This is a genomic window from Rhizobium sp. 01L419, from assembly GCF_056400025.1.
Window position 1 is genome coordinate 154,984 of the sequence record NZ_JBFTSM010000017.1, and the last position, 16,268, is coordinate 171,251.

The following is a 16,268-nucleotide window of genomic DNA, read 5'->3' on the forward strand; positions in this document are numbered from 1 at the left end:
GCAGCCGGTTCTGATGTCAAACTGTTGTCAGGCCAGTGATCAGCCGGCGAGCGCGACCGCAACGGCCTCGAGCGCCTCGTCGGCCTTGGCTCCGTCAGGGCCGCCGGCCTGGGCCATATCAGGACGGCCGCCGCCGCCCTTGCCGCCGAGCGCGGCGGATGCGACGCGCACCAGATCGACGGCACTGAAGCGGCCGACGAGATCGGGCGTCACGGCGACGACCGCACTGGCCTTGCCATCTTCGGAAACGCCGATCAGAGTCACCACGCCGGAGCCGATGCTGGCCTTGCCGTCATCGGCGAGGCCCTTGAGATCCTTCGGGTCGACGCCGGCTATGGCCTTGCCGAGGAACTTGATGCCGGCAATCTCGCGCACGGCATCGGCAGAACCACCCTGCCCGCCGCCCATGGCGAGCTTGCGCTTGGCATCGGCCAGTTCCTTTTCCAGCTTGCGACGCTCATCGATCAGCGCCTCGACGCGCGTCAGCACTTCTGAAGGCTGCACCTTCAGCGATGCGGCGAGCGTCTTCACGCGGTCGTCCTGCTCGGCGAGATATTCGCGAGCCGATTCACCGGTCACCGCTTCGATACGGCGGACACCGGCACCAACGGCGCTTTCGCCGAGGATACGAATGAGGCCGATCTGGCCGGTCGCCGACACATGCGTGCCGCCACAGAGTTCGATCGAATAGGGCCTGTTGGCCTTGGCGCCATGCAGACCCGTGCCCATCGAAACGACACGCACTTCATCGCCGTATTTCTCGCCGAAGAGCGCCATCGCGCCTTCCTCGATCGCATCGTCGACGCTCATCAGGCGTGTCGTAACAGGCGCGTTCTGCAAAACGATCTCGTTGGCCATCTCCTCGACAACCTTAAGCTCCTCTGCCGACATCGGCTTCGGATGCGAAACGTCGAAACGCAGGCGCTCGGGCGCGACCAGCGAACCCTTCTGGGCGACATGGGTGCCGAGCACTTCGCGCAGAGCCTCATGCAGCAGGTGGGTCGCCGAGTGGTTGCCACGTAGCCGCGAACGGCGCGCATGATCGACCGTCAGCACGACCGCATCGCCGTCCTTGAACACGCCTTCGATGACCGTACCCAGATGCACGAAAAGGCCTTCGCCCCGCTTCTGCGTATCTGAAATCTCGATCTTGCCATGGTCGGACGAGATCACGCCGGTATCGCCCATCTGGCCACCGGATTCACCGTAGAATGGTGTCTGGCTGACGACGATCTGCACCTTGTCGCCGGCCTTGGCCTCGGTCGTAACAGCGCCATCCTTGATGATCGCCTGCACCACGCCTTCAGCCGTTTCGGTGTCGTAGCCCAGGAATTCGGTCGCGCCGTGCTTTTCCTTGAGCTCGAACCAGACGGTCTCCGTCGCCTTCTCGCCGGAACCGGCCCAGTGCGAGCGTGCCTCTGCCTTCTGGCGCTGCATCGCATCGGTGAAGCCGGAAATGTCGACGCCGATCTCGCGGGCGCGCAGTGCGTCCTGTGTCAGGTCGAGCGGGAAGCCATAGGTGTCGTAGAGCTTGAAGGCGGTCTCACCGTCAAGCATATCGCCCTTGGAAAGGTCCGTGGTCGCGTCGGAGAGAAGCGAGAGGCCGCGCTCCAGCGTCTTGCGGAAGCGGTTTTCTTCGAGCTTCAGTGTTTCGGAGATCAGCGCCTCGGCGCGCACCAGTTCCGGATAGGCGCGGCCCATCTCCTGCACCAGCGTCGGCAGCAGCTTGTACATCAGCGGTTCCTTGGCGCCGAGAAGCTGCGCATGGCGCATGGCGCGGCGCATGATGCGGCGCAGCACGTAACCGCGGCCTTCATTCGACGGCAGAACGCCATCGGCGATCAGGAAGGCCGAGGAGCGCAGATGGTCTGCGATGACCCGGTGGCTGGCACTGCCCTCAGCCTTGGCGCCCATCGTATCCTCGATGGTGGCGATCAATGTGCGGAACAGGTCGGTGTCGAACACGCTCTGGACACCCTGGAGAACGGCGGCCATGCGCTCCAGGCCCATGCCGGTGTCGATCGACGGACGCGGCAGCGGATTGCGAACGCCGGGCTCGGTCTGTTCGAACTGCATGAAGACGAGGTTCCAGAATTCCAGGAACCGGTCACCATCCTCTTCCGGCGAGCCGGGAGGGCCGCCCCAGACATTCTCGCCCTGGTCGATGAAGATTTCCGAGCACGGGCCGCAGGGGCCGGTATCGCCCATCTGCCAGAAATTGTCAGAGGTCGGGATGCGGATGATCTTGTCGTCGGAAAAACCGGCGATCTTCTTCCACAGCGTCGCGGCTTCCTCGTCTTCGGAATAGACGGTCACCAGCAGACGGTTCTTCGGAAGGTCGAAACCTTCAGTAACGAGCTTCCAGGCAAGCTCGATCGCATTCTCCTTGAAATAGTCGCCGAAGGAGAAGTTGCCGAGCATTTCGAAGAAGGTCAGATGGCGCGCGGTATAACCGACATTGTCGAGGTCGTTATGCTTGCCGCCGGCGCGCACGCATTTCTGCGAGGTCGTCGCCGTCGAATAGGGACGCTTTTCGAGACCGGTGAAGACGTTCTTGAACTGCACCATGCCGGCATTCGTAAACATCAGCGTCGGGTCGTTGCGCGGCACGAGCGGGCTCGATGAAACGATCTCATGGCCGTTCTTCTTGAAGTAGTCGAGGAAGGTCGACCGGATATCGTTCACACCGCTCATTTCATGCCCTTCGATGCTGCCAGCAGGCAGGTAAAACCAAATTCATCGGCTTTTATCGTTCGACCTTGCCACTGTCCAGCGAACAAACAAAACCGGCCGCATTCTCGTGAAGGAATGCGGCCGGTACGAATTTGATTCAGTGGTCAGGGCGAATTACATGTCGCCGGTATCACCTGCATCGTCGCCGGCGTCAGGGCCGCCATTCTGCAGGAAGCGGTCGGCAATCAGGCCGGCGTTCTGGCGCAATGCCGTTTCGATCTCGCGCGCGAGATCCGGATTGTCGCGCAGGAAAGTCTTGGCATTTTCGCGGCCCTGGCCGAGGCGCTGGCTGTTGTAGGAGAACCAGGCGCCCGATTTCTCGACGATGCCGGCCTTGACGCCGAGATCGACGAGTTCGCCGGTCTTGGAGACGCCTTCGCCATACATGATGTCGAATTCGACCTGCTTGAAGGGAGGCGCCATCTTGTTCTTGACGACCTTGACGCGCGTCTGGTTGCCGATCACCTCTTCGCGCTCCTTGACCTGGCCGATGCGCCGGATGTCGAGGCGAACGGAGGCGTAGAACTTCAGCGCGTTACCACCAGTTGTCGTTTCCGGCGAACCGAACATGACGCCGATCTTCATGCGGATCTGGTTGATGAAGATCACCATGGTATTCGACTTGGAGATCGAAGCCGTCAGCTTGCGCAGCGCCTGGCTCATCAGGCGAGCCTGAAGGCCTGGCAGGCTGTCGCCCATTTCACCTTCGATTTCGGCACGCGGCGTCAGTGCGGCGACCGAGTCGACGACGAGGACGTCGATGGCGCCGGAACGCACCAGCGTATCGGTGATTTCAAGCGCCTGCTCGCCTGTGTCCGGCTGGGAGATCAGGAGGTTCTGCAGATCGACGCCAAGCTTGCGGGCATAGACCGGATCGAGAGCGTGTTCGGCGTCGACGAAGGCGCAGATGCCGCCCTTCTTCTGGGCTTCGGCAATGGTCTGCAGAGCGAGCGTCGTCTTACCAGAGCTTTCCGGACCGTAGATTTCGACGATGCGGCCCTTCGGCAGGCCGCCGATGCCGAGCGCGATATCGAGGCTGAGCGAACCCGTGGAAACTGTTTCGATCTCGACGATGCTCTCGTTCGAACCGAGTTTCATGATCGAGCCCTTGCCGAACGACCGCTCGATCTGTGAGAGTGCCGCTTCGAGCGCCTTGCTTTTATCCACCGATTTGTCCTCTACGAGCCGCAATGAATTCTGAGACATTCGATCCACCTTTAGGTTATTGACGCTGCTCAAGCAATGTCGCCGCTGATGCGAAGTTTGTACCTGATTTGTTCTTATTTCGCAATGGGGTTGCAAATAATTGAAAGAAAAAGGTAAAACGGCCTGTGTTCTATTTTTGTTTTATCGATGCAAAGCAACGGCTTAATAAGCCACCGGGGCTGAATGCGGATATTTCGGAGCCTATTCGATTCGCTTTGGGAGAGCAGAAATGAGCGGCAAGATTCTCGTTCTCGGCGGTGCCCATATCGATCGTCGCGGCCGCATTGCCGGCGAGACGGCACCCGGCGCCAGCAACCCCGGGACATGGTTCGAGGAACCGGGCGGCGGCGGCTTCAATGCGGCCCGCAATCTGGCTCGACTCGGCTTCGACGTGACGATGATTTCGCCGCGCGGCGGCGACCCGATCGGCGAGACGGTGAGCGAGGCGGCCGACTTTGCGGGGATAGACGACCGCCCCTTCGTCTTCCTCGACCGCAAGACGCCGAGCTATACGGCGATCATTGAGAGGGACGGCAATCTGGTCATCGCGCTGGCGGATATGGAGCTCTACCGCTTCTTCGTGCCGCGGCGTCTGTCGATCCGCTGGGTGCGCGATGCCTTCGCCGCTACCGATTTCATTCTCTTCGACGCCAACCTGCCGGAGGAAACGGCAGCTGCGATCGTCGCAAGGGCAAAGGCGCTCGGCAAGCCGGTGGCGGCCATCGCCATCTCGCCGGCCAAGGTGGTGCGCCTCCTGCCCTGCCTCGACGGCATCGACTATCTCTTCCTCAACGAGGCCGAGGCTGCAGCCCTTGTCGGCCACCGGCCAGAGGATGCTGCCGCTTGGCCGTCCCTGCTCGGTGACATCGGCGTCAGCGGCGCGGTCGTCACCCGCGGCCAGCGCGAGCTCGTCGCCTTCAATGACCATCGTGCGCTCGTCCTACAGCCGCCGATCTCGGAGACAGTGGCCGATGTCACCGGCGCCGGAGATTCTCTGGCAGCCGGCACGCTCTCGGCCCTCATGCACGGCCTGCCGCTGGAAGAAGCGGTGCGCCATGGCACGGCTGCAGCCGCCCTTACTGTCCAGTCACGGCACGCCGTGAACGAAAATCTCTCGCCGGATCTTATCCGCGACATGCTTTCGCTTGTCCCGGCGGCGAGAATTCTGCAATGAAGCGGCACCATCGATAAAGGGACACCGATCATGACCAAACCCATTTCGCCCCTGCTGCCGATCTCCTATTCGAAGGAAGTGGCCGCCGCCAAGCAGCGCGGCGCCCCGATCGTGGCGCTCGAATCGACCATCATCACGCATGGCATGCCCTACCCCGGCAATATCGAGATGGCGCGCAGCGTCGAATCGATCATCCGCGATCAGGGTGCGGTTCCCGCCACCATCGCTGTCATCCACGGCACACTTCATATTGGCCTTGAGGCCGCTGAGCTCGAGCAACTCGCCCAGGCGAAGGATGTCTTGAAGGTGTCGCGCGCCGATCTCGCCTTCGCCATCGCCGAGCGCCGCACGGGTGCGACGACGGTTGCCGCGACGATGATTGCGGCAGCGCGGGCCGGCATCAAGGTCTTTGCGACAGGCGGCATCGGCGGCGTCCATCGCGGTGCTGAAGAAACCTTCGATATCTCGGCTGATCTCGAAGAACTGGCCCGCACCGGCGTCATCGTCGTTTGCGCCGGCGCAAAGGCGATCCTCGATATTCCGAAGACGCTGGAAGTGCTGGAAACCCGCGGCGTGCCCGTCGTGACCTATGAGAGCGATGAATTCCCGGCCTTCTGGTCGCGCGCCTCGGGCATCCGCAGCCCGCTCACCCTGAACAGCCCGGCCGCGATCGCCAATTTCCAGACCACCCGCGAACAGCTCGGCATCGACGGCGGCATGCTGATCGCCAATCCGGTTCCGGAAGCCGACGAAATCGCCCGCGAGGAAATGGAAATCTACATCGAGCGCGCCCTCGACAGCGCCGAACGCGACGAAGTCACCGGCAAGGCGGTAACACCTTACCTGCTGAGCACGATCTTCGATCTGACGGACGGGCAGAGCCTGAAGACGAATATTGCGCTGGTGGAGAACAATGCGCGGCTTGCGGCTGAGATTGCCGTGGCGCTTGGAGAATAAGGATTGATGGGGCGGGCTAGACCCGCCCCGTTCCTGTAGACGTGTCGTGCCGGCGGACACCCCCCCGCAAAAGCTTTAGCTATCCAGCGTTTCCTTCACTGCCACCGCCAGCTGCTTCAGCGAAAACGGCTTCGGCAGAAATCCGAACTTGGCCTCCGGCGGCAGGTTGCGGGCGAACGCATCCTCGGCATAGCCGGAAACGAAGATGAACTTCATATCCGGATATTTCTTGCGCAACTCGCGCAGCAGCGAAGGCCCGTCCATTTCCGGCATCACGACGTCGGAGACGACGATGTCGACCTTGCCTTCCAGCTCTTCCATGATTTCGAGGGCTTCGACGCCGGACCCAGCCTCGTGGACCGTATAGCCGCGCGTCTCCAGCATGCGCTTGCCGCCGCGGCGCACCGCTTCCTCATCTTCCACGAGCAGGATGACAGCCGAACCGGTCAGGTCTTCCGGCTGCTGGGGCTGGACCAGTTCGACAATCTGCGCGCCGCCGGCTGCAACTGCCTGATCAGCGGCTTCCCCTTCGGCCGCAACCGCCGGCTCGACGATATGGCGCGGCAGGAAGATGCGGAAGGTCGTGCCTTTGCCGACTTCAGATTCCGGCTGAATATAACCGCCGGACTGCTTGACGATGCCATAGACCATGGCAAGGCCGAGACCGGTGCCTTTGCCCACATCCTTGGTCGTGAAGAACGGCTCGAAGATCTTGTCCATGATCTCGGGCGCAATGCCGGTGCCTGTATCGGTCACCTCGATCAGCACCATGTCTTCATGCGGCATGTAGGAATAGTTGAAGGCGGCGACCTCTGCGGCCGACAGATTGCGGGTCCGCAGCGTCAGCGTGCCTCCATTGGGCATGGCGTCGCGGGCATTGACGCTGAGGTTGATCAGCACCTGCTCGAATTGCGAAAGATCGGTTTTGACAGGCCAGAGATCGCGGCCATATTCGACGTCGAGCTTGACGTTGGTGCCCGAAATCAGCCGGTCCACCAGCATGCGCAGGTCGCCGACGACATCAGTCAGGTTCAGCACCGTCGGCCGCATCGTCTGCTTGCGCGAGAAGGCGAGAAGCTGGCGCACCAGCACCGCCGCGCGGTTGGCGTTGCGCTTGATTTCTATCAGGTCGGCGAAGCTCGCATCGGCAGGCCGCGCCTGCAAGAGCAGGTGGTCGGAGGACAGCAGGATTGCCGTCAGCACATTGTTGAAGTCGTGCGCGATGCCACCGGCAAGGGTACCGACCGCATTCATCTTTTGCGTCTGCGCCATCTGCGCTTCCAGTGCCTTCTGCTCGGTCACCTCGACGGCATAGACGATTGCCGCCTCCTCGGGCGCCTCGTCGCTCTGGTCGATGACGGCATTCACGTAGAAGCGGAAGAAGCGCGCATCGTCCGTCGGCGTGCGGGAATCGATCGGCGCGATATCGCCCTGCCGGTCCTTGGCGGCGGCGAGTGCCGCGGCAAGCTGCGGCCGGTCGCTTTCCTGCACGATCGTTTCCATCAGCGCGCCACGCTCCAGGTCGTCACGCGAGACGATATTGGAGAAGAGCTTCAGGAAGGGCGCATTGGTGCGCAGGATCTTGCCATCGCCATTGACGGAGGCGATCGCCATCGGCGTGTTGTTGAAGAAGCGCGTAAAGCGCATGGCAGCCGCAGAAGCAGATTGTCCGTTCTCGCCGTCCTTGTCGCGCGTCAGCACGATCGTGCGGCTTTCACCGGGCGCCCCGTCGCGCATGGAGGTGACGCGGTGGATGATCTGCACCGGCAGGCTCTGGCCGTTCGTTTTGCGCAGGTCGAGTTCGAGCGTCACGGTCTTCTTGAAGCCCGGCTCGGCTTGTACGGACTGGATCAGCGCCAGCCCCTCGCCCGCCACCAGATCGCCGATGTTCATCGAGCCCGGCATGAATTTGGTGAGGTCGAGGCCCAGCCATTCGGCAAGCGTCGCATTCAGATAGAAGATCTCGCCCTTGCGTCCGGCGGAGAAGAAGCCTGCCGGAGCGTGGTCGAGATAATCGATCGCGTTCTGCAATTCCTTGAAGAAGCGCTCCTGATCCTCGCGCTCGGCGGTGATATCGGTGATCTGCCAGATCTGCAGCGGCTTGCCGTCGCCCTCTTCCGGCGTCAAGAGACGAGCTTTCAGGCGGTACCAATGGGCGCCGGCGCTGCTTCCGGGGCCGACGGCACGCAGCAGGCGGAATTCCTCCCGGCCTTCGCGGCCTTCCCGCAGGCCGTTCACCAGCCGGTAGAGCGCCTCGTTCGATTCGCGGTGGCGCGACAGCAACGTCTCCAGCGTCTGCACCTCGGTCGCCTTGCGGGCGCCCGTCAGCGCCCCATAGGCGGCGTTGGCGTAGACGATGCGGCCCTTGTCGTCGGTGATCAGCGATCCATCGGGGTGGCTGTTCAAAAAGGCGCGCGCCAAGCTGTCGGACTGGCGCTGCGGCATCACCTCGATGAAGCCGATGACCGAGGATACCAGGAAGAAGATGCCGACCATGGCGAGCACGCCGAGACAGCCGAGCACCAGCTCGTTGCCGAGCGAATCCTTGAAGAAGACAAAGGCCGCGGCCGCCGCAATCAGCACGATCGCCAGCAGGATGATGCGTATTGCCGTGCCAGAACGCCCCCCACGATCCACAAGCGGCGCGTTATAGTCGTCGACCTGACGCGATTTCGTCATTTATTCCTCGCATGAGCCCTTCCGGCTGCGTGCGTACACCGATACGCAGCAGGAATCAGGCAGTCTATCCCTTCTTATCAACTTGCTGCGCCCTCAAAAACAGCAGGCTTTCATCAGACTGCTTGAATTCACAGGCAAACGCGCCAGTTTGCCCCTGACCCCGTTCTATCAAATAGGTTGCACAACACGAAATCGCGTTCGGCGGCGACTGGACAGACCCGCCAGCTCTTGCCTAAGGAGCGGAAAAGTCGTCTGTTGTGCCATAATGCGAAATGGAGTGAGTGCCTATGTTCGATGATGTTGTAGGAGCTTACGGTAGCCGCTTCCTGCTTGCAGCCGGCGGTGTCGGTATTGCCCTCATCCTGCTCATCGCCATCCTGTGGTTCATGCGCAACCGTGCGCCCTCGCCCTTCGTCCGTGGCGGCCGCAACCGCCAGCCGCGCCTTCAGGTCCTCGATGCCGCCGCTGTCGATGCCCGCCGTCGCCTCGTGCTGGTGCGGCGTGACAATGTCGAACATCTCGTCATGATCGGCGGCCCCACTGATATTGTCATCGAAAGCCGCATCCTGCCGGAACCCGAAGTCGAAACGGTTGCTGAGTTCCGCCCGCAGCCGGTCGAAGAACGCCCAGTCGTCCCGGAGCGGGCCGTCATCCAGCCGCGCCGCGAACCGCAGCCGCAGCCGGTCGCCGCTTCCGTCGCTCCGCCTGTTGCTGCAAGCGCCGAACCCGATTTCGAAACCTATACACCGGCGCCGACACCTGCACCTGTCGTCATCGCCCCCCCAGTCATCGCGCCGCCGGCCGAGCCTATCCGCCAGCGGCCCGAACCCCTGGTCGCTCCGGCCGTTGCCCCGCCCATGTCCGCTCAGCAAACGTCCGCTCAGCAAACGCCGGGCCAGCCGATGTCCAGCCAGCCGGAACGTTCCGCTCCGCAGATGTCGGCTCCGCCCCTCACAGCCGAGCGTGACGGTCTGCAGCGCCCGCCACAGGTTCAGCCGCGCCAGCCCGAACGTCCCGCTCCGCAGCCGATGCCGGATGCGGCCAACGCCGCCGATATCCTCGATGCAGCCCGCCAGCGCGTGCTGCCGCAGCAGCGCATCGAACCGGAGGTTTCCACGCCGCCCGTTTCGCGCGGTGCACCGGTCGCAACGGAAGACGGCGGCGCGCAATCGGCCGCCATCCGCCGGGATTTCCAGCGCGTCCTCGATGAGGAAATAACCGGCAATGTTGCCGCAGATCGCGTGGCTCCCGCGCCCAATGCGCAGCAGGCGCGCCCTGCCCAGCATCCCGGCGCCTCTCAGCCTGGATCAATGCCGCGCCGCGACCCCGAAATGGCACCGATCACGGGCGCTGATGCAGCACTTCAAAAGGAAGTTGCCCGCATCTTCGGCGAAATGAGCGTCAACCGAGACAAGTAAAGCCGCGGCCTAGGGGCCCGGAGCGAAGAGCGCCAAAACCAAAAAAGGCACCGCGATCGTCTCGCGGTGCCTTTATTCTTTGCCGGTCTTGAAACGATTATTCGTCCCGGTAAACCTTCTCGCGGCGCTCGTGGCGTTCCTGCGCCTCGATCGACAGCGTGGCGATCGGGCGGGCGTCGAGACGCTTGAGGCCGATCGGTTCGCCGGTTTCCTCACAATAGCCGTAGGTGCCATCTTCAATGCGCTGCAGCGCTGCGTCGATCTTGGAGATCAGCTTTCTCTGACGGTCACGGGCGCGAAGTTCGATAGCCCGGTCGGTTTCAGAGGATGCACGGTCTGCGAGGTCAGGATGGTTTGCGCTTTCTTCTGCCAGATGGTCGAGAGTTTCGCGCGCTTCTCTAAGGATGTCGTTTCTCCACGCGACCAGTTTGCCTCTGAAGTAAGCCCGCTGGTTCGTGTTCATGAACTCCTCGTCTTCCGAGGGAGCATAATTGCTAAGATCGATCTTCTCACTCAACGCGATTCTCCTGAAGAACATCTCATCTGGCCGGCTGTATATCCCAAGCGCTAGCCGTGATTCAAGCCAAAATAGACAGGTAAACAGATTTTTAAATCTGTCACAAATTTTAGCTAACAGTCTATTTTCCCATCATTATTCCGAACAGCAATTTTTGCTTCGCCTTCAAAATGCCGTGTTGGGACCGTGCTTTTGCGCCGTTGGGAGCCTTCGGACGGTTGACGTTGCCGGATCGCAACCGCTACTGAAAAGGCTCCGTTAGAAGCTGGATTTGCCCATGGCCGCCCTCCTGCCTCCGCCCAACCGGATCTATCTCCTTCGTCATGCCGAAGCCGCGTGGGCCGAGCCCGGACAGCGCGATTTCGACCGCCCGCTGAACCAGAAGGGTTTCGGCGATGCCGAGATCGTCGCCGACCGCGCCGCCGACAAGGGCTACCGTCCGGACGTCCTGATCAGCTCGACCGCGCTTCGCTGCCGTGACACCGCCGAGGCCGTGCATCGCGCCATGGGCGAAACGCTCGACATGCGCTTCGTCGACACGCTCTACAACGCCTCGGTCGATACATATCTCGAAATCATCGATGCGCAGGATGCGGGCACCGTCATGCTCGTCGGCCACAACCCGACCATGGAGCAGGCCCTGCAGGCGCTGATCGGCCAAGAGGCGATGGTCGCCGCGTTGCCGACCGGCTTCCCGACCGCAGGTCTTGCCGTCATCGATCACGATGCGTCGGCCTCTATCTGGCGACTGGTCGATTTCGTTATCGATTAGAGCTTTTCGCGCCGCTTCTTTTTCAGGCAGCGGCCCTTCCCTATATTGCAGGCAGTGCCATCAGGGATTCCGATTTGCCGCCACGCCTGACATCCTTTGCCGACGATGCGCTGATCGCGCTGGACAATCTTGCAGACCGCGCCAGCGGTCTGGTCAATCCGACCATCCGGCTCGGCGTCACCGGACTTTCCCGTTCCGGCAAGACGGTCTTCATCTCCTCGCTGGTCCACAATCTCCTGCACGGTGGCCGCCTGCCGCTGTTCGAAGCGGTGCAGTCCGGTCGTGTTTCGGCTGTGCGTCTGGAGCCGCAGCCCGATGATGCAGTGCCGCGCTTCCAGTACGAGGATCATATCCGCGCGCTGGTGAAGGAGCGCATCTGGCCGGATTCCACCCGCGCGATTTCCGAGCTGCGCATCACGCTCGATTATCAAAGCGCCAGTTCCTGGACGCGCATGTTCTCGCCCGGCCGGCTGTCGATCGATATCGTCGATTATCCCGGCGAATGGCTGCTCGACCTGCCACTGCTCGGCAAGGACTTCCGTACCTTCAGCGAGGAAACGATCGCACTTGCCGCAACCGGCATCCGCGCCGAACTGTCGAGCGGCTGGCTGGCCTTGACGAAGGCGACAGACATTACCGCCTCGGCCGATGAAATGGTGGCCCGCGACCTCGCAACCAGCTTTGCCGACTACCTGAAGGCCTGCAAGGCCGACGAGCGCTCGCTTTCCACCCTGCCGCCCGGCCGCTTCCTGTTGCCTGGAGATCTCGATGGGTCGCCTGCCCTGACCTTCGCGCCCCTTGCCTTGCCCCCGGACGGAAGGCCTGAGCGCGGTTCCCTCTGGGCGATGATGGAGCGGCGCTACGAGGCCTATAAGTCCGTCGTCGTCAAACCCTTCTTCCGCGAGCATTTCGCTCGCCTAGACCGGCAGATCGTGCTGGTCGATGCGCTGCAGGCCATGAACCGCGGGCCTGAAGCCGTGCAGGATCTGGAACGGGCGCTGACCGATGTGCTCGCCTGCTTCCGCCCCGGCAACAATTCCGTCCTCTCCTCGCTGCTCGGCCGTCGCATCGACCGCGTTCTGGTCGCCGCCACCAAGGCTGACCATCTGCACCACGAAAGCCACGACCGGCTGGATCGCCTGACGCGCCGTCTCGTCGACCGCGCCATCGACCGTATCGGCATGGCCGGCGCCGGCATCGATGTCATGGCGCTAGCCTCCGTGCGCGCCACGCGGGAGGCAACTGTGCGCCGCGACGGCAACGACCTGCCCGTCATCGTCGGAACACCCATCGCAGGCGAAAAGATTGCCGGCGAGATCTTCGACGGCGAGCGCAAGACGGCGATCTTCCCTGGCGATCTTCCGGAAAATCCCGAATCCCTATTCGAGCGCATCGAGGCCGGCGACGCCTCGGTCGAGCTGCCCGACGTCAATGTCGTGCGCTTCCGCCCGCCGCAGCTTGAGGAAACCGGCGGCGGTATCAAACTCTCCGTGCCGCATATCCGCCTCGACCGCGCCATGCAGTTCCTGTTCGGAGACCGCCTCGCATGAGCAAGCCGCCGATCGACCAGCCCAATCAGCCACGCCGGGCCCCCGCCGCCTTCACCTACGAGGAAGAGAACGCGGCGCCCGAAGCCCCGCGCGCCGAGCGCCGCAAGCCTGCGAGCTTCACGGGGGAGGTTGTGCTGACGCCTGACGAGGAAGATCCCTTCCTCAATCCGGAACAGGATCTGAGCCCGCTGCCGGTCGCCGCTCCACGCAAGCGCCGAACTTCGTTCGCCAGCATCGCCGCCGGCGCTTTCGGCATTCTTCTGTCGCTTGCCTTTGGCCTCTGGACCGATCGGTTGATCCGCGATCTCTTCAGTCGCGCCGACTGGCTGGGTTATACCGCGCTTGCTGTCCTGGCGATCGGCATCCTTGCCGTCATCGCCATCGTCATCCGGGAAACGGCGGGCATGATGCGGCTTGCCGCGGTGCAGATCATCAAGGCTGAAGCCGATGCGGCGATCGTTGAAACCCGGCCAGCGAAGGCTCGCGCGGTTATCGCTCGCCTGACGGGCCTTCTCGGCAACAAGCCCGAGACGGCAAAAGGTCGAGCCACGCTCAAGGAAACCGAGGGCGAGGTCATCGATCCCCCGCACTTGATTGCACTTGCCGAGCGCGAACTGCTCGCCCCGCTGGACCGGCGAGCTCGCGCGCTGATCGTCAACTCTGCAAAGCGCGTCTCGATCGTCACGGCCGTCAGCCCGCGCGCCATCGTCGACCTGCTCTATGTCCTCTATGAATCGGCGCGTCTCATCCGTGCCATGGCCGAGCTCTATGGCGGTCGTCCCGGCACGCTCGGCATGCTGAGATTGATGCGCGATGTTCTCGCCCACCTTGCGGTGACCGGTTCGATTGCCGTCGGCGACAGCCTCGTGCAGCAGGTGCTGGGCCACGGGCTTGCCTCGAAGCTCTCGGCCCGACTCGGCGAAGGCGTCATCAACGGGCTGATGACGGCGCGCATCGGCATTGCCGCCATGGATCTCTGCCGTCCGCTGACGTTCCGGGCGTTGAAACGGCCGGGAATCGGCGATTTCATCGGTGACCTGACGCCCTCGATGACCGCGCGCAATGGTAATTCCTAAGCAAGACGCCAGATTTTGACATATTCATGCCTTTTCGCTTTGGACGCAAAAAATTCAAGCGGATTCAATGTGCTAAAGGCGCAACCTCAGAATCCTGACCTTGCGAAAGCCCCTGTATTCCCACGCATTTCGGCGCCTCGGAAAGAAAGCATTAACCATTCTCCGGCAAAACTTCGTGCCAGTTCCCGAGTGGTGTTTGCCAAGGAAAATCCATGTACTCGCGCAAGTTTCTTTTTGTATGCGGCCTGGCCGCCGCGGCATTGTCTCCGGTGGCAGACGTCACGTCCAATGCCTCTGCGGCGACCCGCGACAAGGCCTTCTTCGAATCCGTCTCCGGTACCTGGAAGGGTCCGGGCGAAATCGTCGCCGGCAAGTACAAGGGCACGAAATTCACGTGCAATCTTGTCGGATCGCCGGCCGATGATTCCCCCGCCGGCATCAAGCTCGACGGTACCTGCCGCGTTGGCGTCTTCAAGCAGCCGATGAGCGCCGTCATCTCGCAGTCCGGTTCCACCTACAAGGGCAAGTTCCTGGACGGCGCTGAAGGCAAGGGCCTCGATATCGTCTCCGGCGCCGTCACCAACGACACCGTCGTCGTCGGCATCAATCGCTCAAAGCTGAACGGCGCGATGATTGCCCGCGTTCGCGACGACAAGACCATGAACGTCACCGTTTCGGTCAAGGTCGAAAGCCAGATGATCCCTGTCATTGGCTTGACCCTGACCCGCCAGGTCGATGAAATGGCTGTCGGCTCGATCGAGTGAACAAGTTGCCGTAAGTCTCTGACTACGAACAAATTTTCCTGAGGCGGCGGTTTTCCGCCGCTTTTGCGTTTCAGGCGTGGGGAACCATGAGCATCGTCCCAGGTTGTGTGCGAACGAACAACGTGGAGATCGATCGTGCCCCTCAAAGCCGTTGCCCTCAATGCCACCCTGAAATCGAGCGGCGGTGAGCCCTCCTCAACCGACCGGATGCTGTCGCTCATTGCCGAGGCAATGCGCAAGGAAGACGTCGAGACCGAAACGATCCGTCTCGCCGATCACAACATCCTGCCCGGTGTCACCTCCGATGAGGGACCGGGCGATGCCTGGCCCGATATTCGCAAGACGATCCTCGACGCCGATATCCTCATCCTCGGCACGCCCATCTGGATGGGCCAGCCCTGCAGTGTCGCAAAGCGCGCCTTGGAGCGCATGGATGCATTTCTGGAAGAAAAAGATGAGCAAGGCCGCATGATCTCTTACGGACGGGTCGCGGCCGTCGCCGTTGTTGGCAATGAGGACGGTGCCCATCATGTCTCGGCGGAACTCTATCAGGCGCTGAACGATGTCGGCTTCACTATCCCCGCCAATGCTGTGGCTTACTGGGTGGGCGAAGCCATGGGCAGCACCAATTTCGTCGATCTCGACGACGTGCCTGAAGTCGTCACGACGACGGTCGACATGCTGGCGCGCAACACGGTTCATCTGGCCGGGCTGCTCAAGGAGAAGCAGTATCCAGGCGAGGACGATAGCGGCGGCTGAATATTGGATCCGCCAAAAACACATGCAGCCGACAACATCCGAAGACATGAAAAAAGCCCGCTTTTGCGGGCTAATTTCGATTGTTTCAAAGGTTATCGGCTGTTTTTGTGGCTCTGTTGGCCGGCCTTCACATGCTGTTCGTGTGAACCGCCTTGGTTTGCCATGATAGATTCTCCTTGAGGGATTTTGAGACAGCTTGACTGCCGTCTCGGTAGAAGAACCTCCCCGGCCCTTCATGGCCCTCACCTTAATATTCGTGATTGCGTTGGGATCATTTCCGGCAGTGAGCAGTTCTACGACGGAGAAAAGGAGAATGTGATGAAGGCCCTCACTTGGCACGGCAAGCATGACATACGCTGCGAAAGCGTTCCCGATCCCGAGATCGAGGATGGCCGCGACGCGATTATCAAGGTCACGGCCTGTGCGATCTGCGGCTCCGATCTTCACCTCTTCAACGGCGTCATGCCCGACATGCACAGCGGCGATATCATGGGCCATGAGACGATGGGTGAGATCGTCGCACTCGGCAAGGACAATAGCAATCTCAAGATCGGCGACCGCGTCGTCGTTCCCTTCACCATTTCCTGCGGCGAATGCTTCTTCTGCAAACGAGGCTTCTTTTCGGGCTGCGAACGCTCCAATCCCGATCCCGCCAAGGTCACG

At 61.9% G+C, this 16,268-nt stretch carries 13 protein-coding genes; 9 read left to right on the forward strand and 4 right to left on the reverse strand.

Going from position 1 to position 16,268, the window contains the following annotated elements; genetic code table 11:
- Positions 1-39 precede the first annotated feature (39 nt).
- Positions 40-2,694: an alanine--tRNA ligase gene (alaS, locus tag AC1DUP_RS28370; RefSeq protein ID WP_477836026.1), complete on the reverse strand. Its 2,655-nt coding sequence runs from the start codon at positions 2,692-2,694 to the stop codon at positions 40-42.
- Positions 2,695-2,847: 153 nt separating this feature from the next.
- Positions 2,848-3,939 carry a recombinase RecA gene (gene recA / locus AC1DUP_RS28375; RefSeq protein WP_477836028.1) on the reverse strand — a complete coding sequence of 364 codons (1,092 nt, stop codon included), beginning with the start codon at positions 3,937-3,939 and terminating at the stop codon, positions 2,848-2,850.
- Positions 3,940-4,168: 229 nt separating this feature from the next.
- On the opposite strand from recA, the gene AC1DUP_RS28380 reads away from it, so the two are divergent.
- Together AC1DUP_RS28380 and AC1DUP_RS28385 are read left to right on the forward strand one after the other, a co-directional pair.
- Positions 4,169-5,113, forward strand: coding sequence for a carbohydrate kinase family protein (locus AC1DUP_RS28380; protein WP_477836030.1), 945 nt, complete (start codon positions 4,169-4,171; stop codon positions 5,111-5,113).
- Positions 5,114-5,143: 30 nt separating this feature from the next.
- Entirely contained in the window at positions 5,144-6,070 is a 927-nt protein-coding gene (locus AC1DUP_RS28385; protein WP_113299467.1) for a pseudouridine-5'-phosphate glycosidase, read from the forward strand.
- 75 nt (positions 6,071-6,145) lie between these two features.
- On the opposite strand, the gene cckA is transcribed toward AC1DUP_RS28385, so the two are convergent.
- On the reverse strand, positions 6,146-8,749 hold the full coding sequence (gene cckA / locus AC1DUP_RS28390; protein ID WP_477836032.1) for a cell cycle histidine kinase CckA: 2,604 nt from the start codon (positions 8,747-8,749) through the stop codon (positions 6,146-6,148).
- Between the two features lie 287 nt (positions 8,750-9,036).
- On the opposite strand from cckA, the gene AC1DUP_RS28395 reads away from it, so the two are divergent.
- The gene (locus tag AC1DUP_RS28395) at positions 9,037-10,167 is read left to right on the forward strand and encodes a flagellar biosynthetic protein FliO (RefSeq protein WP_477836034.1); all 1,131 of its coding nucleotides are present in this window, start codon (positions 9,037-9,039) and stop codon (positions 10,165-10,167) included.
- Between the two features lie 97 nt (positions 10,168-10,264).
- On the opposite strand, the gene dksA is transcribed toward AC1DUP_RS28395, so the two are convergent.
- The gene (gene dksA, locus AC1DUP_RS28400) at positions 10,265-10,684 is read right to left on the reverse strand and encodes an RNA polymerase-binding protein DksA (protein WP_113299470.1); all 420 of its coding nucleotides are present in this window, start codon (positions 10,682-10,684) and stop codon (positions 10,265-10,267) included.
- A 277-nt stretch (positions 10,685-10,961) separates the two neighbouring features.
- Between dksA and AC1DUP_RS28405 the strand changes: the two genes are divergently transcribed.
- The 6 genes from AC1DUP_RS28405 to AC1DUP_RS28430 all read left to right on the forward strand — a co-directional run.
- A complete protein-coding gene (locus AC1DUP_RS28405; protein ID WP_113299471.1) occupies positions 10,962-11,456 on the forward strand; it encodes a SixA phosphatase family protein in 495 nt (164 codons plus the stop codon).
- A gap of 74 nt (positions 11,457-11,530) precedes the next feature.
- Positions 11,531-13,006: a YcjX family GTP-binding protein gene (locus AC1DUP_RS28410; protein ID WP_477836037.1), complete on the forward strand. Its 1,476-nt coding sequence runs from the start codon at positions 11,531-11,533 to the stop codon at positions 13,004-13,006.
- Positions 13,003-14,082: a TIGR01620 family protein gene (locus tag AC1DUP_RS28415; RefSeq protein WP_113299473.1), complete on the forward strand. Its 1,080-nt coding sequence runs from the start codon at positions 13,003-13,005 to the stop codon at positions 14,080-14,082. The genes AC1DUP_RS28410 and AC1DUP_RS28415 overlap by 4 nt, the downstream gene beginning before the upstream one ends.
- 212 nt (positions 14,083-14,294) lie before the next feature.
- Positions 14,295-14,846, forward strand: coding sequence for a hypothetical protein (locus tag AC1DUP_RS28420; protein WP_113299474.1), 552 nt, complete (start codon positions 14,295-14,297; stop codon positions 14,844-14,846).
- A gap of 135 nt (positions 14,847-14,981) precedes the next feature.
- Entirely contained in the window at positions 14,982-15,605 is a 624-nt protein-coding gene (locus tag AC1DUP_RS28425; protein ID WP_113509300.1) for a flavodoxin family protein, read from the forward strand.
- 318 nt (positions 15,606-15,923) lie between these two features.
- Positions 15,924-16,268, forward strand: a 345-nt coding sequence (locus AC1DUP_RS28430) for an alcohol dehydrogenase catalytic domain-containing protein (protein WP_477836040.1), incomplete at its 3' end; no start/stop codon positions are given.

Coding starts and splice junctions, on each gene's coding strand:
- alaS (WP_477836026.1), bottom strand. CDS start 2,694: ATGAGCGGTGTGAACGATATCCGGTCGACCTTCCTCGACTACTTCAAG.
- recA (WP_477836028.1), bottom strand. CDS start 3,939: ATGTCTCAGAATTCATTGCGGCTCGTAGAGGACAAATCGGTGGATAAA.
- AC1DUP_RS28380 (WP_477836030.1), top strand. CDS start 4,169: ATGAGCGGCAAGATTCTCGTTCTCGGCGGTGCCCATATCGATCGTCGC.
- AC1DUP_RS28385 (WP_113299467.1), top strand. CDS start 5,144: ATGACCAAACCCATTTCGCCCCTGCTGCCGATCTCCTATTCGAAGGAA.
- cckA (WP_477836032.1), bottom strand. CDS start 8,749: ATGACGAAATCGCGTCAGGTCGACGACTATAACGCGCCGCTTGTGGAT.
- AC1DUP_RS28395 (WP_477836034.1), top strand. CDS start 9,037: ATGTTCGATGATGTTGTAGGAGCTTACGGTAGCCGCTTCCTGCTTGCA.
- AC1DUP_RS28405 (WP_113299471.1), top strand. CDS start 10,962: ATGGCCGCCCTCCTGCCTCCGCCCAACCGGATCTATCTCCTTCGTCAT.
- AC1DUP_RS28415 (WP_113299473.1), top strand. CDS start 13,003: ATGAGCAAGCCGCCGATCGACCAGCCCAATCAGCCACGCCGGGCCCCC.
- AC1DUP_RS28420 (WP_113299474.1), top strand. CDS start 14,295: ATGTACTCGCGCAAGTTTCTTTTTGTATGCGGCCTGGCCGCCGCGGCA.